The organism is Vibrio orientalis CIP 102891 = ATCC 33934 (assembly GCF_000176235.1).
GTDB lineage: Bacteria > Pseudomonadota > Gammaproteobacteria > Enterobacterales > Vibrionaceae > Vibrio > Vibrio orientalis.
Map to the genome: position 1 here is coordinate 1,389,258 of NZ_ACZV01000005.1, position 21,472 is coordinate 1,410,729.

Here is a 21,472-nt window from a genome sequence, read left to right on the forward strand (position 1 = left end):
TCATGGCGCAATTTATTGACCGACGACTGAACGGCAAAAATAAGAGTGCTGTAAACCGCCAGCGCTTTTTACGCCGCCATAAAGAGCAGATCAAAGAATCTGTTGCTGATGCGGTGAATCGCCGTTCAATAACCAATACTGAAACGGGCGAAGATGTCTCTATTCCTCATAAAGACATAAAAGAACCAGTGTTCCACCAAGGTAAAGGGGGACTCAAAGAACGTGTTCACCCGGGTAACGACCAATTTATCACTGGCGATAAAATCGAACGGCCTAAAGGTGGCGGCCAAGGCGGTGGTTCTGGTCAAGGTGATGCCAGTGCCGACGGAGAAGGAGAAGATGATTTTGTATTTCAGATCTCCAAAGATGAGTATCTAGATATTCTGTTTGAAGACCTAGAACTTCCTAATCTGGAAAAGAACCAAATTAACAAAATCACCGAATGGAAAACGCACAGAGCCGGTTACCAAACCGCTGGTGTACCTGCCAACATTGCCATCGTCAAATCATTACAACAATCTTTAGCGCGCCGCACAGCGATGACTGCGGGTAAAAAGCGCATGCTTCGAGAACTCGAAGAGGAACTCGACCAGGTAAAAATGAGCGAACCTGCACAGATGCTGGAGGAGAAACGCTTACAAGACGAAATTAAGAACTTGCGCAGAAAAATAGAGTGTGTCCCATTCATCGATACCTTCGATTTGCGCTTTAAAAACTATGAACGACGTCCTATTCCATCTAGCCAAGCCGTGATGTTCTGTTTGATGGATGTCTCTGGTTCAATGGACCAAGCAACGAAAGACATTGCTAAACGTTTCTACGTCTTACTCTACTTATTCCTGACACGAACCTATGAAAATGTTGAAGTGGTTTTCATTCGCCACCACACTCAAGCAAAAGAGGTCGACGAACATGAGTTTTTCTACTCGCAAGAGACTGGGGGAACCATTGTTTCAAGTGCGCTGAAGCTAATGAATGAAATCGTCGCTGACCGCTACCCTGTCGGAGAGTGGAATATATACGCAGCCCAAGCATCGGATGGCGATAACTGGGCCGATGATTCTCCACGCTGTCGAGAGCTATTAACCAAGCATCTACTGCCAAACTGTCAGTACTATTCGTACATAGAGATCACTCGCCGTTCTCACCAAACCTTATGGCATGAGTATGAAAAGCTAGAGGGGGGATTTCCTAACTTTGCGATGAAAAACATCCGCAGTGTTGAAGATATCTTCCCTGTATTCAGAGAGCTTTTCAAAAAGGAAACCGCTTAGGGGGCCGATATGACAACAAAAACCAAAAAGCCAACCAAATCCAAAGCACTACCTGACGGGCCAGATTGGACATTCGATCTGCTAGAGCGCTATCACGTAGAAATTAAACGGGTCGCTGATCACTATAAATTAGACGCTTACCCCAATCAGATAGAAGTCATCACCTCTGAACAAATGATGGACGCCTATTCGAGCATAGGTATGCCAATTAACTACAACCATTGGTCATTTGGTAAGAAATTTATTCAAACTGAACAGGGCTACAAACACGGCCAAATGGGCCTTGCGTATGAGATTGTTATTAACTCCAATCCATGTATCGCTTATTTGATGGAAGAGAATACCGTTACGATGCAAGCATTGGTAATGGCACATGCTTGCTATGGCCATAATTCCTTCTTTAAAGGTAATTACCTATTCCAAACATGGACTGACGCTAGCTCCATTATCGATTATCTATTGTTTGCCAAGAACTACATCGCTGAGTGTGAACAAAAATATGGCGTTCAAGAAGTCGAAAACTTACTCGATTCTTGTCACGCTTTGATGAATTTTGGTGTCGACCGCTACAAGCGACCAGAGAAAATCTCAATTGCAGAAGAGAAATCAAGACAAGAAGAGCGTGAGGCTTACTTACAGTCACAGGTAAACGACCTATGGCGAACCGTCCCTAAGTCTAAAGTTGAGCCAGAAAGTCAAAAGGTGCGCTTTCCATCCGAGCCTCAAGAAAACATCCTCTATTTCATAGAAAAACATGCCCCGCTATTAGAGTCATGGCAGCGTGAAATCGTGCGTATTGTGCGTAAAAGTAGCCAATACTTTTATCCACAAAAACAGACGCAGGTCATGAACGAAGGCTGGGCGACCTACTGGCACTACACCATTCTTAACCACTTATATGACGAAGGACTGGTTACCGATAGGTTTATTCTTGAGTTCCTGCACAGCCACACCGGTGTCGTCGCACAGCCAGCATATAACAGCCCTTACTTCAGCGGCATAAACCCTTATGCCTTGGGCTTTGCAATGTTCCGCGATATCAGACGTATCTGTGAAGAACCGACTGATGAAGATAGAGAGTGGTTCCCTGACCTTGCTGGCTCTGATTGGTTAGAAGCTATGCATTTTGCGATGAAAAACTTCAAAGACGAGAGCTTCATCAGTCAATACCTTTCACCAAAATTGATGCGAGATTTTAAACTGTTTGCCATCGTCGATGATGATCGTAAAAATTATATCGAAGTGAGTGCTATTCATGATGATAGTGGCTATCGTGCCATTCGAGAGAAACTCGCCGCTCAATATAACCTGAGTAACTTAGAACCGAATATCCAAGTGTTTAATGTCGATGTCCGTGGTGATCGTTCGCTAACACTTCAATATGTTCCCCACGATCGAATTCCACTCGACGAAAGCTACGATGAAGTATTGAAACACTTGTATCGCTTATGGGGATTTGACGTTATTTTAGAGGAAGTGAAAGATACCGGAAGACGTGAAATCCTGACCACGTGTCCAAAACGCGGCGATTATGACGCAAAAATTTAACCCTCGATGATACAAAAAAGGCCCTAACCGGGCCTTTTCTCGTTTATCGCTTTGCGATGATACTACGAACGACTTCTAAGTCTTCCGGCGTATCCACTCCAGCAGCAGGAGCTTGTTTCGCGACTTCTACATGGATCTTTTCACCGTACCAAAGCACACGTAGCTGCTCTAAACACTCAATCTTCTCAAGCGCCGTCGGTTCCCAGTTTATGTAGGTATTAATAAAACCTGCGCGGTAAGCATAAATACCAATATGGCGCATTAATGGCTGCGCAATCGTCTTATCTTGCTTAGCGAAGTTGTCTCGATCCCACGGGATGGTCGCACGACTGAAATACATCGCGTAACCATCTTTGTCCGTAAGAACTTTAACCGCATTTGGATTAAAGACTTCTGCTTCATCACTAATCTCTACCGCCAATGTTGCCATAGGCGCTTGGCTGCTTGCCAAGTTGTCAGCGACTTGAGTAATGATTGACGGTGGAATTAACGGCTCATCGCCTTGTACGTTAACGATAATATGATCATCAGCAATGGCCATTTCCTCGACAACTTCAGCCAGTCGCTCGGTACCTGATTCGTGATCAGGAGAAGTCATACAAACTTGACCGCCAAATGCTTTAACGGCTTGTTCCACACGATTGTCATCCGTCGCGACGATAACTTGATCAGCCCCTGCTTGAATGGCTTGCTCGTAAACCCATTCGATCATTGGCTTACCACCAATATCGGCAAGAGGCTTACCCGGCAGTCGAGTCGACTGATAACGCGCAGGAATAACAACAGTGAATGACATTATCTACCCTCGTCCATGCTAATTTTGCGAGCTTCTGGCTCTAACAATACAGGGATACCTTCTTTAATTGGGTAAGCCAAACGATCAAACTTACAAACTAACTCTTGCTTGTCCTTATCAAAGGTTAGTTTCCCTTTACATACCGGACAGGCAACAATCTCAAGTAGACGGTGATCCATACTTTTCCTTAACCTCTTTAATCTTATCTAAAATACGCACTTCATCAGTCGCACTAAACTCAGCATTCACTGGTAGGTACCACCAATTCTCTTTTGCGTAATGTGCGCATTTTACTGCGTCTTTTTCAGTCATAATTAGGTGCTTACCTTGTGCGGCTAACGCATCTAACTGTGACGGTTCAAAATCTTTATGGTCAGCAAAACCTTGTGCGACAACTGGAGTTGCACCAAGCTGAGCAAGAGTATTGAAGAATCTCGGTGGATGGCCAATCCCCGCCATCGCAACCAACCCCTCTTTCAACTCTGTGACTGCTTTACGCTCTCCAGTCATTAAGTTCACAGCCATCGTAGGGACCAATGACATGCTTGCTTCACCACCGAGCGCTTGACCACCATTGGTAATCAACAAATCCACCTCAGACAGACGTTCTACCGACTCTCTAAGCGGGCCCAGAGGAATTAAGCATTCATTACCGAATCTACGTTTACCATCGATTACCACGATCTCAATATCTCGCTCCAACGCGTAATGTTGCAGACCATCATCGGTAATGATGATATCGACATCGTACTTCAGCAGGGCCTTAACCGCATCACTACGAATAGGAGAGACCGAAACTGGCGCACCTGTGCGCTTATAAATCAATTTGGGCTCATCGCCACAATGTTTTGGCGACGTTTCAGCTTCAACCATTAGTGGGTAAGAAGGCGCTTTAGCTCCGTAGCCACGCGATACGACACCAGGCTTATAACCAAGCTGTTGCAACTGCTCAACCAACCAGATCACAACAGGTGTTTTGCCATTACCACCAGCTGTAATGTTACCGACAACGATAACAGGTACAGGCGGACGATAGGACGCTTTCTTGTCTGTTTGATATTGATGGCGACGGTTTTTGCTTATCCAACCAAACAGGACACTAAGAGGCCATAATAATGGCCACAGTAGATATTTAACTGGGTGGTTTTCAAACCAAATTTTCTCAATCAAGGCTAGGCACCAAATTGAATTCGGTGAAGTTGAGCATAAGCGCCATCCTGCTTGATTAGCTCTGCATGATTACCACGCTCGACAATTTCACCATCATCGACAACCAAAATCTCATCGGCATTCTCGATAGTCGATAAGCGATGAGCGATAACCAGTACCGTTTTGTCTTTTTGCAGTTCATCCAGTGCGGCTTGAATCGCTTTCTCTGATTCTGTATCAAGAGCCGAAGTCGCTTCATCTAGAATCAGCACAGGTGCATCACGCAATAGCGCACGCGCAATGGCAATACGCTGACGTTGACCGCCTGATAGGCTTGCGCCGTTTTCACCAATTACGGTATCTAGGCCGTCATCCATATTTTCAACAAAGTCCATAGCATGAGCAAGGCGGGCCGCGTGTTCAATTTGTTCACGGCTATACTGCTCTGTTGCCGCATAAGCGATGTTGTTGGCAATGGTATCGTTAAATAAGTGGACGTTTTGCGAAACAAGCGCAAAGTGTGTACGCAAGTTACCTAGCGTGTAATCTCTCACGTCGGCATCATCTAAACAGATTGAGCCGGAATCCACATCGTAGAAACGGGTAAATAAGTTCGCAATAGTACTTTTACCTGATCCCGAACGACCAACAAGTGCCACGGTTTTACCTTGCGGTATCTTAAAGCTGATATCACTTAATGCTGGTTTTTCTTTACCATCGTAAGTGAACGTTACATTCTTAACTGCAATCTCACCACGAACTTTATCAGCTTCTAGCTTGCCATTGTCTTGTTCTGTTTCAAGATCCATCAGTGCAAACAACGTTTGGCTCGCTGCCATACCACGTTGGAAGTCAGAAGTAACATTAGTCAGGGCTTTAAGCGGACGCATCAAGCCAAACATTGCTGAGAATACAACCGTAAACGTACCCGGTGTTAGGTCGGCGCGAATAGAGTCTACGCTGGCTAAAAACAGCACGGCTACAAGCGCAATAGAGGCAATCACCTGAATAACTGGGTTAGCAATAGCTTGAGCAGCCACCAACTTCATTGATTGCTGACGCATCTGGTTGCTGACACTGTCAAAGCGTGCACGTTCAACATTTTGACCGCCGTAACTCAACACAACCTTATGCCCTTTAAGCATTTGTTCTGCTGATGAAGTCACATGCCCCATCGCTTCTTGCATATTCTTAGAGATCTTGCGGAATCGCTTAGAAACAACGCTGATACCCCAAGCCACGAGTGGAGCAATAACAAATAGCACGATAGATAGTTGCCAGCTGTTCCAGAACATCAACACCAACAAACCGATAATACTTGCACCTTCACGCACGATACTCACTAACGCACGACTAGTCGCTCCGGCGACTTGTTCAGAGTCGTAAGTAATTCGAGAAAGAAGACCACCAGCAGACTCTTTATCAAAATAAGAGACCGGCATATGCATAAACTGGTCGAAGATAGCTCGTCTCATCTGCATAACAACGTTGCCAGATACCCAACTTAAGCAGTAAGTTGAGACAAATCCGCTCAGACCGCGGACTATCATCATACCAAAAATGATGATAGGAAGAATTCGAAGAAAGTTAGATTCCGCGTTACCAAAACCTTCATCAAGAAGCGGCTTTAGTAGTGAAACCATATAAGTGTCAGCAATCGCGTTAACAATCAGTGCAACAACTGCAACCGCCAGACCTGCTTTGTATAAACGGATATAAGTCCACAGGCGCTTGAACGTTTGCCAAGTTGTTTCGTCTTGATTCAATGACATAGAAGTGCTTATTTTTCTTTTACAATATTGCGGCTATTCTACTCCCTTACGCAGCATATGCCTATACCAACTCCCCCCTTTGATTTCTCGCAGGCGGGTCATCTCGATACTGTCCGAATAAAACTTCACCAATATTTGCCCTGAACTGCCCGTATCTGCCCACACAGCACCTTGATTTTTGTATCTCTCGACCACCTCTAAATTAGGTAAATCCCACCGACCACCTTTGGCAGTGGAAGCGATGGCTAACGAGGGACTCATGATTTCAATAAACTTCGTAATGGAAGAGGTTTTGCTGCCATGATGAGGAACGATAACAACGTCAGAATCAAGCGTGTCTTTATCCCGAATTAACATCCACTCGGCAATGGTTTCGATATCACCCGTGAGTAATACTTTTTGCTGGGTAGATTGATGAGTCACGCTAAGGACACAAGAGTGGGGATTATAGGCCCGAGTTACCTGTGTCACAGGCCATAACACTTCTATAGTCAGCAGATTCCAAGTTAACGTCTGCCCTTTAATGCATCCCACTTCTCCAACATTGCTCTGACTGGTGATAACGGACTCAGGCTGCCATCTATCAACGACTTGCTGCCAGCCACCCGCATGATCATTGTCCATATGGCTAAGCACTAAGTAATCGAGATTACTCACACCAGATTTAACTAAGTAGGGAGAAATTATCTGTTCGGCAATACTTGATGTTCCCCAAGCGGCCCCTGTGTCATAGAGCATAACGCGATTGTTTTGCTTCACTGCGATTGCTAACCCATGACCAACATCAAATACGCTCAGCTCCCACAATGGTTGTTGCTGCCATCGAGTATCTAAGCTGACACAAATTGCCAAAACAGCGATGACTCCATATTTGTTCAACACTCGATAAGCCAATAATAACGCGACCAACATTCCAAGCCATTTCACTTCAGAATAAGACAGGTCAACCCATCCCCATTGTGCATAATCTATTGCCCAAATGACTGGCGCTAAACTTAAATCCGCCATAGACCAAAGTGATGCTGTATTGATGCCGAGATAGCTGACGCTGAAGGTAAAAAATAGCATCGGGACAACTATGAAGGTAAACCACGGTACGAATATGAGGTTATATACAAAAGCACTCAAGCTTATGCCATGAAAAAGCAGTGCCGTTATCGGGAGCATAAGCAACACAATGACGGCCTGAAGTTTGATCGCCTTCACCCATGACGATTGCGACCTTTTAGTGACGGATAAAAAGATGAAAACGAATCCAACAGCGGCCATTGATAACCATAAGCTGCTGCTCACAACCCAATAAGGCTCAACGGTGAGTAGTACAGAAAGTACAAACAACCATTTATAGCGATAAGAAAGTTGACCAGGAAAATGTTGCACTAAGCACAAAACGACACACATCAACATGGCTCTTTGAGTTGGAATCGAAAAACCTGCCAGCCACGCGTAGCCCATTGCGAGTGCTAAGCCAAATAACGTTGGAGCGAACGTCATCGTCCAGTGGGCTCGAAGTAACCCTCTCCCCAAACTCCAGCCAATTCCAAACGCAATACCAATATGAAGACCAGAAATCGCGATCAGATGACTTAGACCACTCTGTTGCAACTGTCTCCAACGATCCGCTTTCAACTCATCTCGTACACCAAACATCAATGCGAGTAGTATATCTCGGTTAGCTAACAGGTATGTGTGACGATTAAATTGCTCTAATGCCGCCCCTCTTATGGTTCCTGAGCTGACGAGATAAAAGCTCTGCCGACTTTGAATTGCTCCATGGCCGACGATGGATTGAGATAACGCGTAAGTTTCGGCATCAAAGCCCACCTCGTTAAGTAACCCTGTAATTGGTTTGAGTGATACTTTAGCCGTTACGGTATCACCCAGTTGAAATGGTAATGGCGCTTTGAGCGTGATCTTAGGTTGATAAAAAGTGCTCAAGGATTGTCCATTGATTGATCTAACTATAACTCTGCCTTGAAAGCCTCGGTTTATTGGTTTAAAAAGGCTGTCAACGTCAGCGATTATGGTAATATCCTGACCTGCTTTAAAAAGTTTTTCTGTTTGCTGTTGCAGCAAGTTGCCATGCACAAATATGACAATGCACGCGAATGCTGCTCCAACACAATATCTCACTTGCCTATACTTGATGGATACGGCTATCAAGATGCAAGGAATGATTAGATATTTCCAATTGGGCATGATTGGCCAATATGGGCTAGTGACGATCAACAACGAAAACGAAATCAGCGACCAATAATTTAAGTAGAGAGTCATATTTCCTTATGCCAAGAAAATTCATCCAACGCTTTATGCCTGACCACGAAGTAATTAAGCGTCAAAAGGCACTAAAGATTTTTGGCAACGTGCTTTACAACCCTAACTTGTGGTGTCTTAACAGACGCTCCGCTGCGGGTGCTTTCGCCGTAGGCCTATTCATGGCTTTTGTTCCACTTCCAAGCCAGATGATCATGTCCGCAGGGCTTGCGATTGCCTGTGGGGTCAACTTACCGCTTTCTGTTGCCTTAGTTTGGGTTAGCAATCCGGTGACCATGCCTGTGCTTTTCTATTTCGCATACAAGGTTGGCGCTTGGGCAATGCATGTACCGCCGCAAGAATTCCACTTTGAACTGTCTTGGGAATTCATCTTGCATCAGATGAGCGCCATTGGACCTCCATTCCTATTGGGATGTTTAATCTGTGGCGTGGTATCGGCCATGGCTGGATACTTTGGAATAAAAGCACTGTGGCGTTACTCCGTCGTGCGCAGCTGGCAAAAACGTAAAATCAGAATAAAAGGCTTACTGAAGAAGTAAAATGACGTTTGCGTTGTCACAGCAGAATCAACGCTTTGATGAAACAACGCTGTAAGACAGAAATGAAAAAAGGACCTAACGGTCCTTTTTTTTGTACTCGTATAGCGGTTTTATTTTGAGCTTAACACCGCGGCTGGATTGAGCTTGCTCGCACGAGAAGCTGGGTACCAAGTTGCCAATAAGCTAAGTACGATGGCTGTGATTGAAACCACCGCTACATCTAACGGCTCAATTTGTGATGGCAAAAAGTCAACGAAGTAAATATCACCGGATAAAAACTTATGCCCGATAAGATTTTCTAAAGCAGAGATCATTGGTGTCAAATTGAGCGCGACCAGCACGCCGACAATACTGCCGACAATGCTACCAAAAGCACCAGAGAAAACGCCTTGCCAGACAAAAATACGTTTAACAAGGCCATCAGTGGCTCCCATCGTACGCAAGATGGCAATCTCAGCTGCGCGATCTTTTACCGCCATCATTAAGGTAGAGACGATGTTAAAGCTCGCAACACCAATCACCAGAACCATCACTAAATACATAATGGTTCTCACTAGCTGAATATCACGGTAGAGAAAACCATATTTCTGCTGCCAACTGCGTAAATAGACATACACGCTTAAGGTATTGCCAGCTTCTCTTACAATCTGTGTTGCTTCTAATACATCGGTGACCTTAACAGCAACGCCACTCACACCTTGACCTAACTTAGCGTAGCTTTGCGCATCAGCCAGAGGAATCAGCGCTAAGTTATGGTCTATTTGCCCATTCAATGTTAATAGGCCCGCGACTTTTACTCGTACACGCTTAGGTGCTTGAACTTTTGTAGTCGCTCCTCCGGTAGGAATCATCAGCGTCAGGTAATCCCCTTTTTTAACGCCGAGTAAATCTGCGACTCCCTTACCTAAGATGGCTTGTTGCTGACCTGCTTTAAATGAAGCCCAGACACTTGGATCGATAAAGTCACTTAAACTCGATACGCGCCCTTCTTGCTCAGGGTCAATACCTCTAACCTCAATCGCTTTAAGTTGCGTACCCTTTTCAGCCAAAGCCGTGAGTTTAACGTAAGGGGCAGCCGCTTCTATCTTCGGGTGTTTTTCTGCCTGAGTGACGACCTGTTGCCATTCAACCAGTGGCCCTCTCACACCTTCGAACTCACCATGTGATATGACTGACAATACTCGATTATTCAATTCACGCTCGAAGCCATTCATCGCTGATAAACCAATGATGATGACCGCGACACCAACCGCAATACCGATAGTAGATGACATCGAGATAAACGACACCATTTTGTTACGCTGCTTGCCACGGCTAAAACGGCGAGCAATAAAGTGAGATAGTGAAGAGAACACTTATGCCCCCTCAATATTCAGAAGTAGACCATCTTGCATGTGCAGTTGACGGTCCATTTTCGCCGCTAGCTCGCCATCATGCGTGACAACAAGAAAAGCAGTTTGCGACTCTTGGTTCAATTCACGCATCAGATCATAAATGGCTAGCGCTGTCTTATGGTCTAGGTTGCCCGTCGGTTCATCGGCTAATACGAGTGCAGGGTTGTTCACCAGTGCACGCGCAATGGCAACACGCTGACGTTCACCGCCAGACAGTTCTGATGGGCGATGGTCCAAACGATGAGTGAGCCCTACTTTATCAAGCAGTGCCTGCGCGGCCTGTTTCGCAACGGCGACTTTGGTACCACCAATCAGAAGCGGCATCGCAACGTTTTCAACTGCACTAAAGTCGGATAACAAATGGTGAAATTGATAAACGAAGCCCAAATGCTGATTGCGTAATTTTGCTTGTTTGTTTGAGCTAAGTTTGGATAAGTCTTGATCGAGAAACGTCACATGCCCTTCTGTTGCTTCATCAAGCGCACCCAAAATATGTAATAAAGTACTCTTTCCTGAACCGGAGCTACCAATAATTGAAGCCAGCTCAGCACGCTTGAGATCAAAGCTCACACCCTTTAATACTTGAGTATCAAACGCACCCTCTCGATACGTTTTACAAACGTTGTGACACTGTAGAAGGTTACTCATATCTCAAAGCCTCGGCTGGTTTTACAGAAGATGCGCGATAAGACGGGAATAGCGTTGCAATCAGGCTCAGCGCAATCGCCATAACCACAACAATCGTAATTTGGATTGGGTTAATCAAAACAGGCAGTTCTCCGCCCACAGAAAACAGCGCGACACCGGCCGCTTCTAAGATGGCATTCAAATTACTCGCGAGCGCGACACCAAGAGCGCCACCAATAACCGCACCTATTACCCCACTGCTGGCACCTTGCACCATAAAAATAGCGAGCACTTGCCTGTCACTCATACCTTGAGTTTTCAAGATTGCAACTTCCGACTGCTTCTCCATCACCACCATAATTAAGGCAGAGATAATATTGAAAGCCGCAACGCCAATGATCAAACCCAACATAAGGCCCATCATGTTCTTTTCCATTCGTACGGCTTGAAACAACTCACCGCGTTGATCGCGCCAGTCTTGCCACTTCCAACCCTGAGGTAAAGGTTGTTGACTTAAATCCGCCACCACAAATGGGTCATTAAAGAAAAGTCGCCAACCTGTCATAGTGTCAGGCTTCAAGCGCATCAATTTTCCAGCATCTTGAATGTGAGTCAGCATTAACTGCCCATCGACATCCGAGCCAGTATTGTAGATACCCGCAACAGTAAATAGTCGCTGACTAGGAATACGACCAAGAGGCGTAAACTGACTGGCACTCGTCACCATTAAACGAACTTTATCGCCAATAGAGACATCTAAAGAACGCGCCAAGGTGTGACCAATAAAAATTTGATATTTACCTGCTTGTAGATTCTCTAACCTACCCGCGATAAGGTGCTGCTCAATGGGGTCATGTTCAGAAGGTTTAATGCCAATCAGTAGCCCAGCGCTTAATTGACTTGCGCTTTGCAGTACGGCTTCGCTTTGAACAATTGGCTCAGGATGCGCAGCATCAGAAAGTTGACGAACAAACTCAGGGGCTTGTTCTGTTCGCTCTGTCTTACCATCAGTTTGAGACACAATCGCCTGAGGAAGTACGCCCAGAATTCGGCCTTTGAGCTGAGCTTCAAAGCCATTCATCACTGACAGCACCGTAACTAATGACATCACACCGATCGTGATACCCGCTGTCGACATATAAGAGACAAAGCGACTAAACCTATCACCAGATCGCCCTCGCAAGTAGCGCAATCCAATAAAGGTAGAGACTGGATGAAACATAGTAGAAACCAACGTTAGAGTCTTGAGACCTAATTAATGAGGTTACTCTACCGATTAAATCGCCTTGGGTGTAGTGTTTAATTGCCAATTAGTCGTTAAATTATGTAATAAACAAAGGGATACCTTGATTCCTTGTCAGGTATAACGATAATCAAAACTATCTAAAGAAGGAATCGAGCATGTCAGACCAAGAATTTTTCACTGTGAACCACACGATGACAGTGAATGTGGAGCCATTAGCTGAAGGTGAACACTTCCCAAGCTACGATAATTTTGAAGGAGAGATCCCTGCTCCCTTTATCGTCGCGAGTGAATTTAGCCACCTAGACATGCTTAGTGATAGTGCCCGTGCTGAGTTGAAAAACAACGACTTCAAGCACGTAATTCAATTGCTTGATACGCAAAACTCCAAGCTCAACCTATTGCTTACTTTTATGCTTTCGCAGCAAGATGACGCTTCAGTGCGCCACCAAACTCATTCGTTTGGCGCGAGTCAGTTCAGTTATTACAGCCAGCACGCTATCGCTACTGAGACAAAAGTTCGAGTTAAACTGTTTTTAGAGCACCCTGCCGCTGCAATTTATTGCTACGGGCACGTTACTCACAGTGAAGACCAAGACGACAAAAAACTCGTTACCGTCAAATACGATTTACTCAGAGACCTTGATCAAGACCTGCTCATTAAAGCGGCTCTATTCCAGCAACAGAAATTACTACGTCAGCGTTCGCTTAACCGCGAGAAATAATCAAATACTATGCCTAATACATCTTTATTTAATCTCGCCGGTGCCCAAGGCGCTGGAGATAAGAAACAGATCGGAAACCTGCACGGAGCCAGCTTAGCTATCGCGATTTCGGAGCTAGCGGCAGCGCATGGTAAGCACACTTTGCTTGCTGTACCCGATCCCCAGACAGCTTTGAAGCTACTGCAGGAAATCGAACAGTTCACAACCCAAGAAGTATCACTGTTCCCCGATTGGGAAACGCTGCCTTACGACAGTTTCTCTCCACACCAAGAGATTATCTCTGACCGTATTTCGCGCCTGTATCAACTGCCGACTCAAACTGGTGGCATTACTATCGTCCCTGTGGGCACGCTGCTTCAGCGCCAATCCCCGCGTGACTACTTAATGCAGCACACGCTGATGGTCAAAGTGGGCGATCTTTTCTCACTGGAAAAATTGCGTATTCAGCTTGAAAAGTCAGGCTACCGCCACGTTGACCAAGTATTTGGCCCAGGTGAATATGCAAGTCGCGGCTCGATTCTTGACCTGTTCCCAATGGGTTCAAAAGACCCTTTCCGTATTGATTTCTTCGATGACGAGATTGATACCATCCGCACTTTTGACCCTGAGAATCAGCGTTCAATTGAGGACACCAAAGAAATTCGACTGCTTCCTGCACACGAATTCCCGACGTCAGAAAGTGCCATCGAAGACTTCCGCATCCGCTGGCGTCAACGCTTCGAAGCGCGACGAGAGCCTGAATCAGTTTACATGCAAGTCTCTAAAGGCACGTGGCCGGCAGGTATTGAATATTGGCAGCCTTTGTTTTTTGAGCAAACTGAAACCTTATTTGATTACATTCCTGAAGACAGCCAGTTGCTAACGGTTGGGAACCTCGAAGAGTCTATTGATACGTTTCTAACAGACGTCGACTACCGCTACGACCAGCGAAAAATCGACCCTTTGCGTCCGCTGTTACCGCCGGAAGAGCTATGGCTGAAGAAAGATCAACTCTTCAGCCACTTTAAGCATCTACCTCAAGTACAGCTGTTTGTTGAACCAGTAACAGAAAAACAAGGTCGCAGTAACCCTGACTTATCACCGCTACCTGATCTCGCCGTACAGCATCAAAACAAAGAGCCGATGGCGGCACTACGCCAGTTCAGTGAGTCATTTGCTGGAAAGATCGTCTTCTCTGTAGAGTCAGAAGGTCGACGTGAAGCACTTCTTGAACTACTGCAAAGAATCAAATTACGTCCAGAAGAATTTGGTTGTTTGGATCAAGCCATAAGTAGCACTAATAAATTTAGTCTTGTACTCGGCGCGGCAGAACACGGTTTTATTTTCGGCAGCGATCAAGTCGCCTTTATTTGTGAAAGTGACTTGCTTGGTGACCGCGTTATCCAGCGCAGACGCAAAGATCGCAAAGCAACCAATAGCGATGCAGTCATTCGCAACCTTGCCGAACTTCAACCAGGTCAACCTGTCGTGCATATCGACCACGGTATTGGTCGTTACATTGGCCTACAGACGCTCGAAGCGGGCGGAATGGTCACCGAGTACGTGACTCTGGAGTATCAAAATGAGGCCAAACTGTATGTACCTGTTGCCTCTTTAAACCTAATCAGCCGTTACTCTGGTGGCGCTGAAGATGGTGCTCCTATCCATAAACTTGGCGGTGAAGCTTGGGCTAAGGCGCGCCGTAAAGCCGCAGAAAAAGTTCGCGATGTTGCGGCAGAGCTGCTTGACGTGTATGCCAAACGAGAGCTTAAGCCTGGTTACAAGTTTGAGTTGGACCGTGGTCAATATGCGACCTTCAAAGCGGGCTTCCCATTTGAAGAGACCGATGACCAATCGATGGCAATCAACGCTGTCATGTCGGATATGTGCCAAGCAAAAGCAATGGATCGTCTGGTCTGTGGTGATGTGGGCTTTGGTAAAACAGAAGTGGCCATGCGCGCTGCGTTTGTTGCAACCGACAACGGCAAACAAGTTGCTGTACTAGTACCGACAACCTTGCTCGCCCAACAGCACTTTGAAAACTTCCGCGACAGATTTGCTAACTTACCTATCCGAGTCGAAGTACTTTCTCGCTTTAAAACCGCCAAGGAACAAAAGCTAGTCTTACAAGATATCGAAGAAGGTAAAGTCGACCTCGTGGTCGGTACCCATAAACTCCTGTCGAACGACATCAAGTTTAAAGATTTAGGTCTACTCATTGTCGATGAAGAACACCGCTTCGGAGTTCGTCAAAAAGAGAAGATGAAAGCCATGCGTGCCGACGTCGACATCTTAACTCTGACTGCAACACCAATCCCTAGGACCTTGAATATGGCGATGAGTGGCATGCGCGACTTATCGATTATTGCCACGCCGCCTGCTCGACGTCTTGCCATCAAGACCTTCGTCAGACAAAGTGATGATGCCGTGGTCCGCGAAGCAGTATTGCGCGAAATCATGCGTGGCGGTCAGGTCTACTTCCTGCATAACCAAGTTGAAACCATCGAAAAGGTCGCCGCTGATCTCGAAAAGCTTGTTCCTGAAGCACGTGTTACGGTCGCACATGGTCAAATGCGCGAGCGTGAGCTTGAACGCATTATGAACGATTTCTACCACCAGCGATTCAACCTACTGGTATGTACCACCATTATCGAAACGGGTATCGATGTCCCAACGGCCAACACCATCATCATGGATCGTGCCGATAATTTGGGTCTGGCGCAGTTACACCAACTTCGAGGCCGTGTCGGTCGTTCGCACCACCAAGCCTACGCTTACTTGCTAACACCACACCCTAAGGCGATGACTAAAGATGCGATTAAACGTCTCGATGCTATCGCTTCATTAGAAGACTTAGGCGCAGGCTTTACGTTGGCAACTCATGATTTGGAAATCCGCGGTGCGGGTGAATTGCTTGGTGACGAGCAGAGTGGCCAAATTCAATCGATCGGCTTTACTCTTTACATGGAGATGTTAGAGCAAGCAGTTGAAGCACTTAAAGAAGGTAAAGAGCCTTCACTGGATGAGCTACTACGCGACCAGACAGAAGTTGAGATGCGTCTACCTGCTCTATTGCCCGATGACTATATCCCAGACATCAACACGCGCTTATCTATGTACAAACAAATTGCCAGCGTTAGCAGTGAACAAGAGTTAGGTGAGCTTAAGATTGAACTTATCGACCGATTCGGATTATTACCTGACGCAACGAAAAACTTACTGTCCGTTGCGCAGCTAAAACTAGAAGCCGCTGCACTGAAAGTGAAAAAGATTGAAGCTCATGACAAGGGGGGCTTTGTCGAATTCTACCCAGATGCTGACATTAACCCAATGTATTTGGTTAAACTATTGCAATCTCAGCCACAAAAATTCGCAATGGATGGACCAACTAAGTTCAAGTTTACGATACCATTGGTTGATAGACGCAAACGCATACAATTTGTTAATGACATACTGGGCGAGTTCCAGCAAAATCTATTACCAAAAGCCTGATTGTCCAAAAATATTTAAATTTGAGGTACTAAGTACCTCTTGATGGAGTTGTAATGAAAAAACTGATCCCGCTGTTGCTAATGTTAGTTGCCATGCCCTCTATGGCGCAGCGCCAATTCGATATCGAAGTGATCATTTTTAAGCGTGCCGTCGACGCAGAGAAAACAGCTGAGTCATGGCCAAATGACTTACCTAAAATCGATCTTGAACGAGCAGGTTCTTTCTCCGATACCAATTATCGCTCGAAGAAGGGAGTCCAGATGCTGCCTTATTCTGCTTACAAGCTAAATGGTGAGGTCGAGAGACTAAGACGTCATGCTGGCTTTCAAGTTTTGATGCACAAAGCTTGGCGTCAGGGCGACCAAGGCCGCTTTGGTGCGCCAACGTTTCATATCCAAGCTGGCAAAGATTTTTCAAACAAGTTTAATCAAGACGGCTCTATGATTGGCAGCGACAGTGGCACTCAAGCACTTGAGGGGATTCAGGAAGACACGATTCCTAAGGCGCTTTATCAGCTAGATGGTAAATTGCAGATCTACGTTGAACATTATTTGTATGCAGACGTTGAGCTCGACCTTAAAGCGCCAAGCGTTCGCGACGTGATTATTGAGGAAAACAAACCGGAAGTACTTGATCAAGAACTCAGTGGCGACGACCAAGTGGTACAAGTCGGCTTAATGGAAGATGTCACGCCAACCGTGCGTACCGAAGAGTTCCTAAAAAGCTACCGCTTAGACCAAAAGCGTCGTATGCGCAGCACAGAAACCCACTACTTAGATCACCCACTTCTTGGCATGATCATTCAAGTACGCCGAGTCAATCAGTAAAGGTCTGAGCCCTCATACGAGGGCTCAATTTTTATGACACCTAGTTATCAAATCATCACACAAGATCTTAACTTGCGCTTAATCGATAGCGAAGAGGCGGAGATCTTACGCGATTGCGTGTGTAACTCCCCTAACCTCCATCAATGGATTGATTGGTGCCAATCTGACTTCTCAACCGACGATGCAGAGAGATTCATCCTTGCGACCCGGCTCAACTGGGTCAAAGCACAAGCGTATGGTTTCGGTGTATTTTGTCGTCACTCAGATCAGTTGCTGGGAATGGTTGCGATTAATGAGATATACCACACCTTCAACATGGCTAGCATCGGTTACTGGATTGGCGATGCGCATCAAGGCCAGGGACACGGTAGTAAAGCTGTTAACGCCTTAGTTGAGTTTTGCTTTGATGTGCTAAAACTTACCCGTATTGAGATTGTCTGCGACCCCGGTAATCAGGCGAGCCAGAAATTGATTGAAAGATGCGGCGGCAAGTTCGAATCACGCGCAGAAAACCGCTTTCTCTACAATGGGAAGCCCAAAGCAGGCTTGGTTTACTCCATTATTCCTTAATCAAAAGAACCATAATAAAAAGAGCGCCTTAGCGCTCTTTTTTGTCTTCGATTTCAAACCAAATATCAATGTAACTTCAAGTTAGGGCGAAGTACGCGGTTGATGCGCCCCATCAGGATAATCAAGCCGGTTTTGAACATGCCATGCAAAGCCATCTGGTGTAGGCGGTAAAGCGAGATATACACCACGCGTGCGATACGACCTTCAACCATCATTGAACCCTTAGTTAGGTTACCCATTAGGCTGCCTACCGTAGAGAAACGGCTTAGAGAGACCAACGAGCCCTTATCTTTGTAGACATAAGGTTTCATGTCACGGCCGTTTAGCTTAGCAACGATATTTGAGAACGCGCAGCTAGACATCTGGTGTGCTGCTTGAGCACGAGGAGGCACGAATGAACCATCCGCTTGAGTACACTGAGCCAAATCACCAATCACGAAAATGTCGTCATCACGCGTGGTTTGCAGCGTATCTTTAACCACTAACTGGTTAATGCGGTTGGTCTCAAGACCTGCAATATCTTTAATAAAATCTGGAGCCTTGATACCCGCAGCCCACACCATGATTTGTGCTGGGATCTTCTCACCATCTTTGGTCACCAAGCCATCTTTATCCGCTTGTGTCACCATCGTTGCTGTACGCACATTCACGCCAAGCTTCGTCAGCTCTTGATGTGCCGCACCAGAAATACGCGGTGGTAGAGCAGGAAGAATACGCTCACCCGCTTCAACAAGGTTTACGTTAAGCTTGCTTGAGTCAAGATCGCCAAAACCATAAGTACGCAGTTCTTTTACCGCGTTGTGCAGCTCCGCTGAAAGCTCGACACCTGTTGCACCAGCACCAACGATCGCAATATCAACGGTCCCGTTACCATTTTTCGCGTGTAGCTTTAGGAACTGATTGTTCATTTCAGTGCGGAAGCGGTGAGCCTGTTCAGGGCTATCTAGGAAAATACAGTTGTCTCGAACACCGGGAGTATTAAAGTCATTCGACGTTGAACCGATAGACATTACCAGAATGTCGTAATCAAGCTCACGACTTGGCATGAGCAGTTCGCCATTTTCGTCCGTCAGTTCACGCAGCTTAATCACTTTGCGCTCACGGTCAATGTCCTCAAGGCTACCCATTTGGAAGTCGAAGTGGTGGTTTTTAGCATGAGCGCGGTAGCTCAAAGCATCCACACCTTCATCAAGTGAACCAGTTGCAACTTCGTGTAAAAGTGGCTTCCAAAGGTGACTCGCTTTGCGGTCAACCAAAGTCACCTTTGCACGTCCTTTACGGCCTAACGTACGACCAAGTTTAGTCACAAGCTCTAGGCCGCCTGCGCCGCCGCCTACTACGATAATTCGTGTCACAGCTACATTCCTCAAAAAAGTTAATAAATGTGTTTCGACACGGCCTAAACCACATCGATAAAATTTGGTTCTTTTTATTCAGTCAGCTTTCATCAACTGAAAGCACATACTGGTAGAGGTGTTGTTCGATATACGACACGCTTATTGGATAATAAAGCCTTATGGCTAAGCACTAATCTGCAACAAGATCAGCTAATAATGGGTAAGCTTTTTCACTCACTCTCAATTTTTTTTGATATTTATCAAAAAATTTATAGTGAACTCATTATATAGGGCAAACTGCGCTTCGCAACTAAAGAATGCGCTAATCTCATTTAAAGTTGTAAGGATTTTGACTGGATTGAACAATAAAAAAGCGACGTTAATAAATAACGCCGCTTTGATGAGCCGATACGGAGAAAGCGTTCGCTATGCGTTTTTAAACGCCTTCATCGTTTGAAGATGTTGGGAGATTTTTTTGAACTTATGAGCCTGAGTTTCATCCCAAATGATGTCGTAGTAATCTTCTAATTCAGCAGCAGTTTTGCTGTTATCGTGGATCTCATCGTCTTTGGAAAGAATCACTAAACAGCGACCTTTGTTCTTTGTTCGGAACTCAGAAACACATTTCGTCGCGATATCTTCGTACTCTTCTGGACGATCGATACGACCTTCCATATTACGCGCAGGGTGCAAATTAGGGTTGAAGATAACCTGTTTAATACCGCATAAAAAACCAATTCTTTCGGACCAGTAACCACCAAGTCCTACACCACAGATGATCGGCGCTTTGTCACCTGATTGCTCAATCACTTTATGCACTTCCTTAAGTAGGTGCTGCATATCGTGCTTAGGGTGAAGTGTGCTGTAGTTGATAAAACGCACGTCATCATCAATAAACTGCAGTTGAAGCACTTTCTCGTGATTGCCTGGGCTAGTTGAATCAAAACCGTGTAAATAAATAATCATCGTGTAATCCCCCGATCCTTGTGAGCTTAATCTACCACGAAAAATAAGGTTTAAAAGCAACGGGCTAGAGATAACCTCTACCGATGCATCAAACAGTGATCTTAGCTACAAAATGCTTGTTGCAGCTTTTCTGCTTGGGTTAAATATTGTTCATCTCCCCATAACTGATAGGCAAGCAAGTACCACAACATCGCCATCATGGTCGCTCTTGGCTTCCAAGCTAACACGCCCTCAACCCAATCATCTACCCCCTCAATACCACGCAACTGGCAGTATCGATAAACGGCTTCTAAGGGTTTCTCATCCATCACATCGATGCTAAGAGTGAGATCTAAACGCGGATCCGCCAATGCAGCGTATTCCCAATCAATAACTTTATTACCCTGCTCTGTCTTCACCATGTTATAGCCTGCTAAGTCAAAGTGACACAGAGATAAGCCCACATCAGCCAAGTTCGGAGCAGTACGCCATCGATTGTAGATTTCAGCAAACGCCGGCACTTTGTGTTCATCGGATAACAGCATCCAGTAATGATCCACTCTGGCTGTGTAATTAAATGGTGCGAGAGGAAGGCGCTGAGTATCTAAATCATGAATTTTAATCATGGTTTGAAGCAGCGAATCAAAACTCAAACTATCCGTCAGCGATTCCCCTTCTATCCAATCGACAAGTAGACCTTGATCATTGATATGAATAGCAGTAGGAGAAAGGTGGCTTGATTCAATAGCCGAAAGGATTTGATATTCTTGAAAGCGTGAAATTGAAAACGCTTTGGTGATATGCGTTGCTGGACGCCACACGAAAGACTTATTGTCTGTCGTAACGATTTTCCAGCAACGATTGGTGAGCCCTCCGGTCAACGTCTGTGCGTAATCCGGAGGAATAGAGAAAAAGTGCTCTAACGACAATAACGAACGATCAAGATGACAAGCTTCGCTCCAAGACATCCTCGCCATAGCG

Annotated in this window: 18 protein-coding genes; 7 read left to right on the top strand and 11 right to left on the bottom strand. The window is 45.6% G+C overall.

Annotation, left to right across the window (positions count from 1 at the left end; all coding sequences use genetic code 11):
• The first annotated feature begins 2 nt into the window (after positions 1 to 2).
• Both VIA_RS17000 and VIA_RS17005 read left to right on the top strand, forming a co-directional pair.
• Entirely contained in the window at positions 3 to 1,274 is a 1,272-nt protein-coding gene (locus VIA_RS17000) for a YeaH/YhbH family protein (protein WP_004414441.1), read from the top strand.
• A 9-nt stretch (positions 1,275 to 1,283) separates the two neighbouring features.
• The gene (locus VIA_RS17005; protein WP_004414442.1) at positions 1,284 to 2,822 is read left to right on the top strand and encodes a SpoVR family protein; all 1,539 of its coding nucleotides are present in this window, start codon (positions 1,284 to 1,286) and stop codon (positions 2,820 to 2,822) included.
• A 43-nt stretch (positions 2,823 to 2,865) separates the two neighbouring features.
• Here VIA_RS17005 and kdsB read toward each other — a convergent pair whose 3' ends face one another.
• From kdsB to VIA_RS17030, 5 genes are read right to left on the bottom strand one after another with little or no spacing between them, the layout of a single operon-like run.
• Positions 2,866 to 3,618, bottom strand: a complete 753-nt coding sequence (gene kdsB / locus VIA_RS17010; RefSeq protein WP_004414443.1) for a 3-deoxy-manno-octulosonate cytidylyltransferase — start codon at positions 3,616 to 3,618, stop codon at positions 2,866 to 2,868.
• On the bottom strand, positions 3,618 to 3,797 hold the full coding sequence (locus VIA_RS17015; RefSeq protein WP_004414444.1) for a Trm112 family protein: 180 nt from the start codon (positions 3,795 to 3,797) through the stop codon (positions 3,618 to 3,620). Before VIA_RS17015 ends, kdsB begins: the two co-directional genes overlap by 1 nt.
• A complete protein-coding gene (gene lpxK / locus VIA_RS17020) occupies positions 3,778 to 4,788 on the bottom strand; it encodes a tetraacyldisaccharide 4'-kinase (RefSeq protein WP_004414445.1) in 1,011 nt (336 codons plus the stop codon). The genes VIA_RS17015 and lpxK overlap by 20 nt, the downstream gene beginning before the upstream one ends.
• 2 nt (positions 4,789 to 4,790) lie before the next feature.
• Positions 4,791 to 6,539, bottom strand: a complete 1,749-nt coding sequence (gene msbA, locus VIA_RS17025; protein WP_004414447.1) for a lipid A ABC transporter ATP-binding protein/permease MsbA — start codon at positions 6,537 to 6,539, stop codon at positions 4,791 to 4,793.
• Between the two features lie 33 nt (positions 6,540 to 6,572).
• A complete protein-coding gene (locus VIA_RS17030) occupies positions 6,573 to 8,813 on the bottom strand; it encodes a DNA internalization-related competence protein ComEC/Rec2 (protein WP_004417423.1) in 2,241 nt (746 codons plus the stop codon).
• A gap of 8 nt (positions 8,814 to 8,821) precedes the next feature.
• Between VIA_RS17030 and VIA_RS17035 the strand changes: the two genes are divergently transcribed.
• On the top strand, positions 8,822 to 9,352 hold the full coding sequence (locus tag VIA_RS17035) for a DUF2062 domain-containing protein (RefSeq protein WP_004414450.1): 531 nt from the start codon (positions 8,822 to 8,824) through the stop codon (positions 9,350 to 9,352).
• A 110-nt stretch (positions 9,353 to 9,462) separates the two neighbouring features.
• Here the strand turns inward: VIA_RS17035 and lolE are convergent, their stop codons facing one another.
• The 3 genes from lolE to lolC are packed head-to-tail and all read right to left on the bottom strand — an operon-like array spanning position 9,463 to position 12,595.
• On the bottom strand, positions 9,463 to 10,707 hold the full coding sequence (lolE, locus tag VIA_RS17040; RefSeq protein ID WP_004414451.1) for a lipoprotein-releasing ABC transporter permease subunit LolE: 1,245 nt from the start codon (positions 10,705 to 10,707) through the stop codon (positions 9,463 to 9,465).
• Positions 10,708 to 11,394, bottom strand: coding sequence for a lipoprotein-releasing ABC transporter ATP-binding protein LolD (lolD, locus tag VIA_RS17045; RefSeq protein WP_004414453.1), 687 nt, complete (start codon positions 11,392 to 11,394; stop codon positions 10,708 to 10,710).
• Positions 11,387 to 12,595 carry a lipoprotein-releasing ABC transporter permease subunit LolC gene (gene lolC / locus VIA_RS17050; RefSeq protein ID WP_004414455.1) on the bottom strand — a complete coding sequence of 403 codons (1,209 nt, stop codon included), beginning with the start codon at positions 12,593 to 12,595 and terminating at the stop codon, positions 11,387 to 11,389. Before lolC ends, lolD begins: the two co-directional genes overlap by 8 nt.
• Positions 12,596 to 12,774: 179 nt before the next feature.
• Here lolC and VIA_RS17055 point away from each other — a divergent pair, with 179 nt between their 5' ends.
• From VIA_RS17055 to VIA_RS17070, 4 genes are read left to right on the top strand one after another with little or no spacing between them, the layout of a single operon-like run.
• On the top strand, positions 12,775 to 13,341 hold the full coding sequence (locus VIA_RS17055) for a hypothetical protein (RefSeq protein ID WP_004414457.1): 567 nt from the start codon (positions 12,775 to 12,777) through the stop codon (positions 13,339 to 13,341).
• 9 nt (positions 13,342 to 13,350) lie between these two features.
• Positions 13,351 to 16,812 (top strand): transcription-repair coupling factor, encoded by a 3,462-nt coding sequence (gene mfd / locus VIA_RS17060; RefSeq protein WP_004414459.1) that lies wholly within the window; start codon positions 13,351 to 13,353, stop codon positions 16,810 to 16,812.
• A gap of 53 nt (positions 16,813 to 16,865) precedes the next feature.
• Positions 16,866 to 17,639 (top strand): peptidoglycan binding protein CsiV, encoded by a 774-nt coding sequence (locus VIA_RS17065; protein ID WP_004414461.1) that lies wholly within the window; start codon positions 16,866 to 16,868, stop codon positions 17,637 to 17,639.
• Positions 17,640 to 17,672: 33 nt separating this feature from the next.
• Positions 17,673 to 18,209, top strand: coding sequence for a GNAT family N-acetyltransferase (locus tag VIA_RS17070; RefSeq protein ID WP_004414463.1), 537 nt, complete (start codon positions 17,673 to 17,675; stop codon positions 18,207 to 18,209).
• A 65-nt stretch (positions 18,210 to 18,274) separates the two neighbouring features.
• Here VIA_RS17070 and VIA_RS17075 read toward each other — a convergent pair whose 3' ends face one another.
• The 3 genes from VIA_RS17075 to VIA_RS17085 all read right to left on the bottom strand — a co-directional run bounded on the left by VIA_RS17075 (position 18,275) and on the right by VIA_RS17085 (position 21,468).
• A complete protein-coding gene (locus tag VIA_RS17075; RefSeq protein ID WP_004414466.1) occupies positions 18,275 to 19,564 on the bottom strand; it encodes an NAD(P)/FAD-dependent oxidoreductase in 1,290 nt (429 codons plus the stop codon).
• Between the two features lie 408 nt (positions 19,565 to 19,972).
• The gene (gene ycfP, locus VIA_RS17080; protein WP_004414467.1) at positions 19,973 to 20,512 is read right to left on the bottom strand and encodes an alpha/beta hydrolase YcfP; all 540 of its coding nucleotides are present in this window, start codon (positions 20,510 to 20,512) and stop codon (positions 19,973 to 19,975) included.
• Positions 20,513 to 20,613: 101 nt separating this feature from the next.
• Positions 20,614 to 21,468, bottom strand: coding sequence for a phosphotransferase (locus VIA_RS17085; protein ID WP_004417418.1), 855 nt, complete (start codon positions 21,466 to 21,468; stop codon positions 20,614 to 20,616).
• Between the last annotated feature and the right edge of the window lie 4 nt (positions 21,469 to 21,472).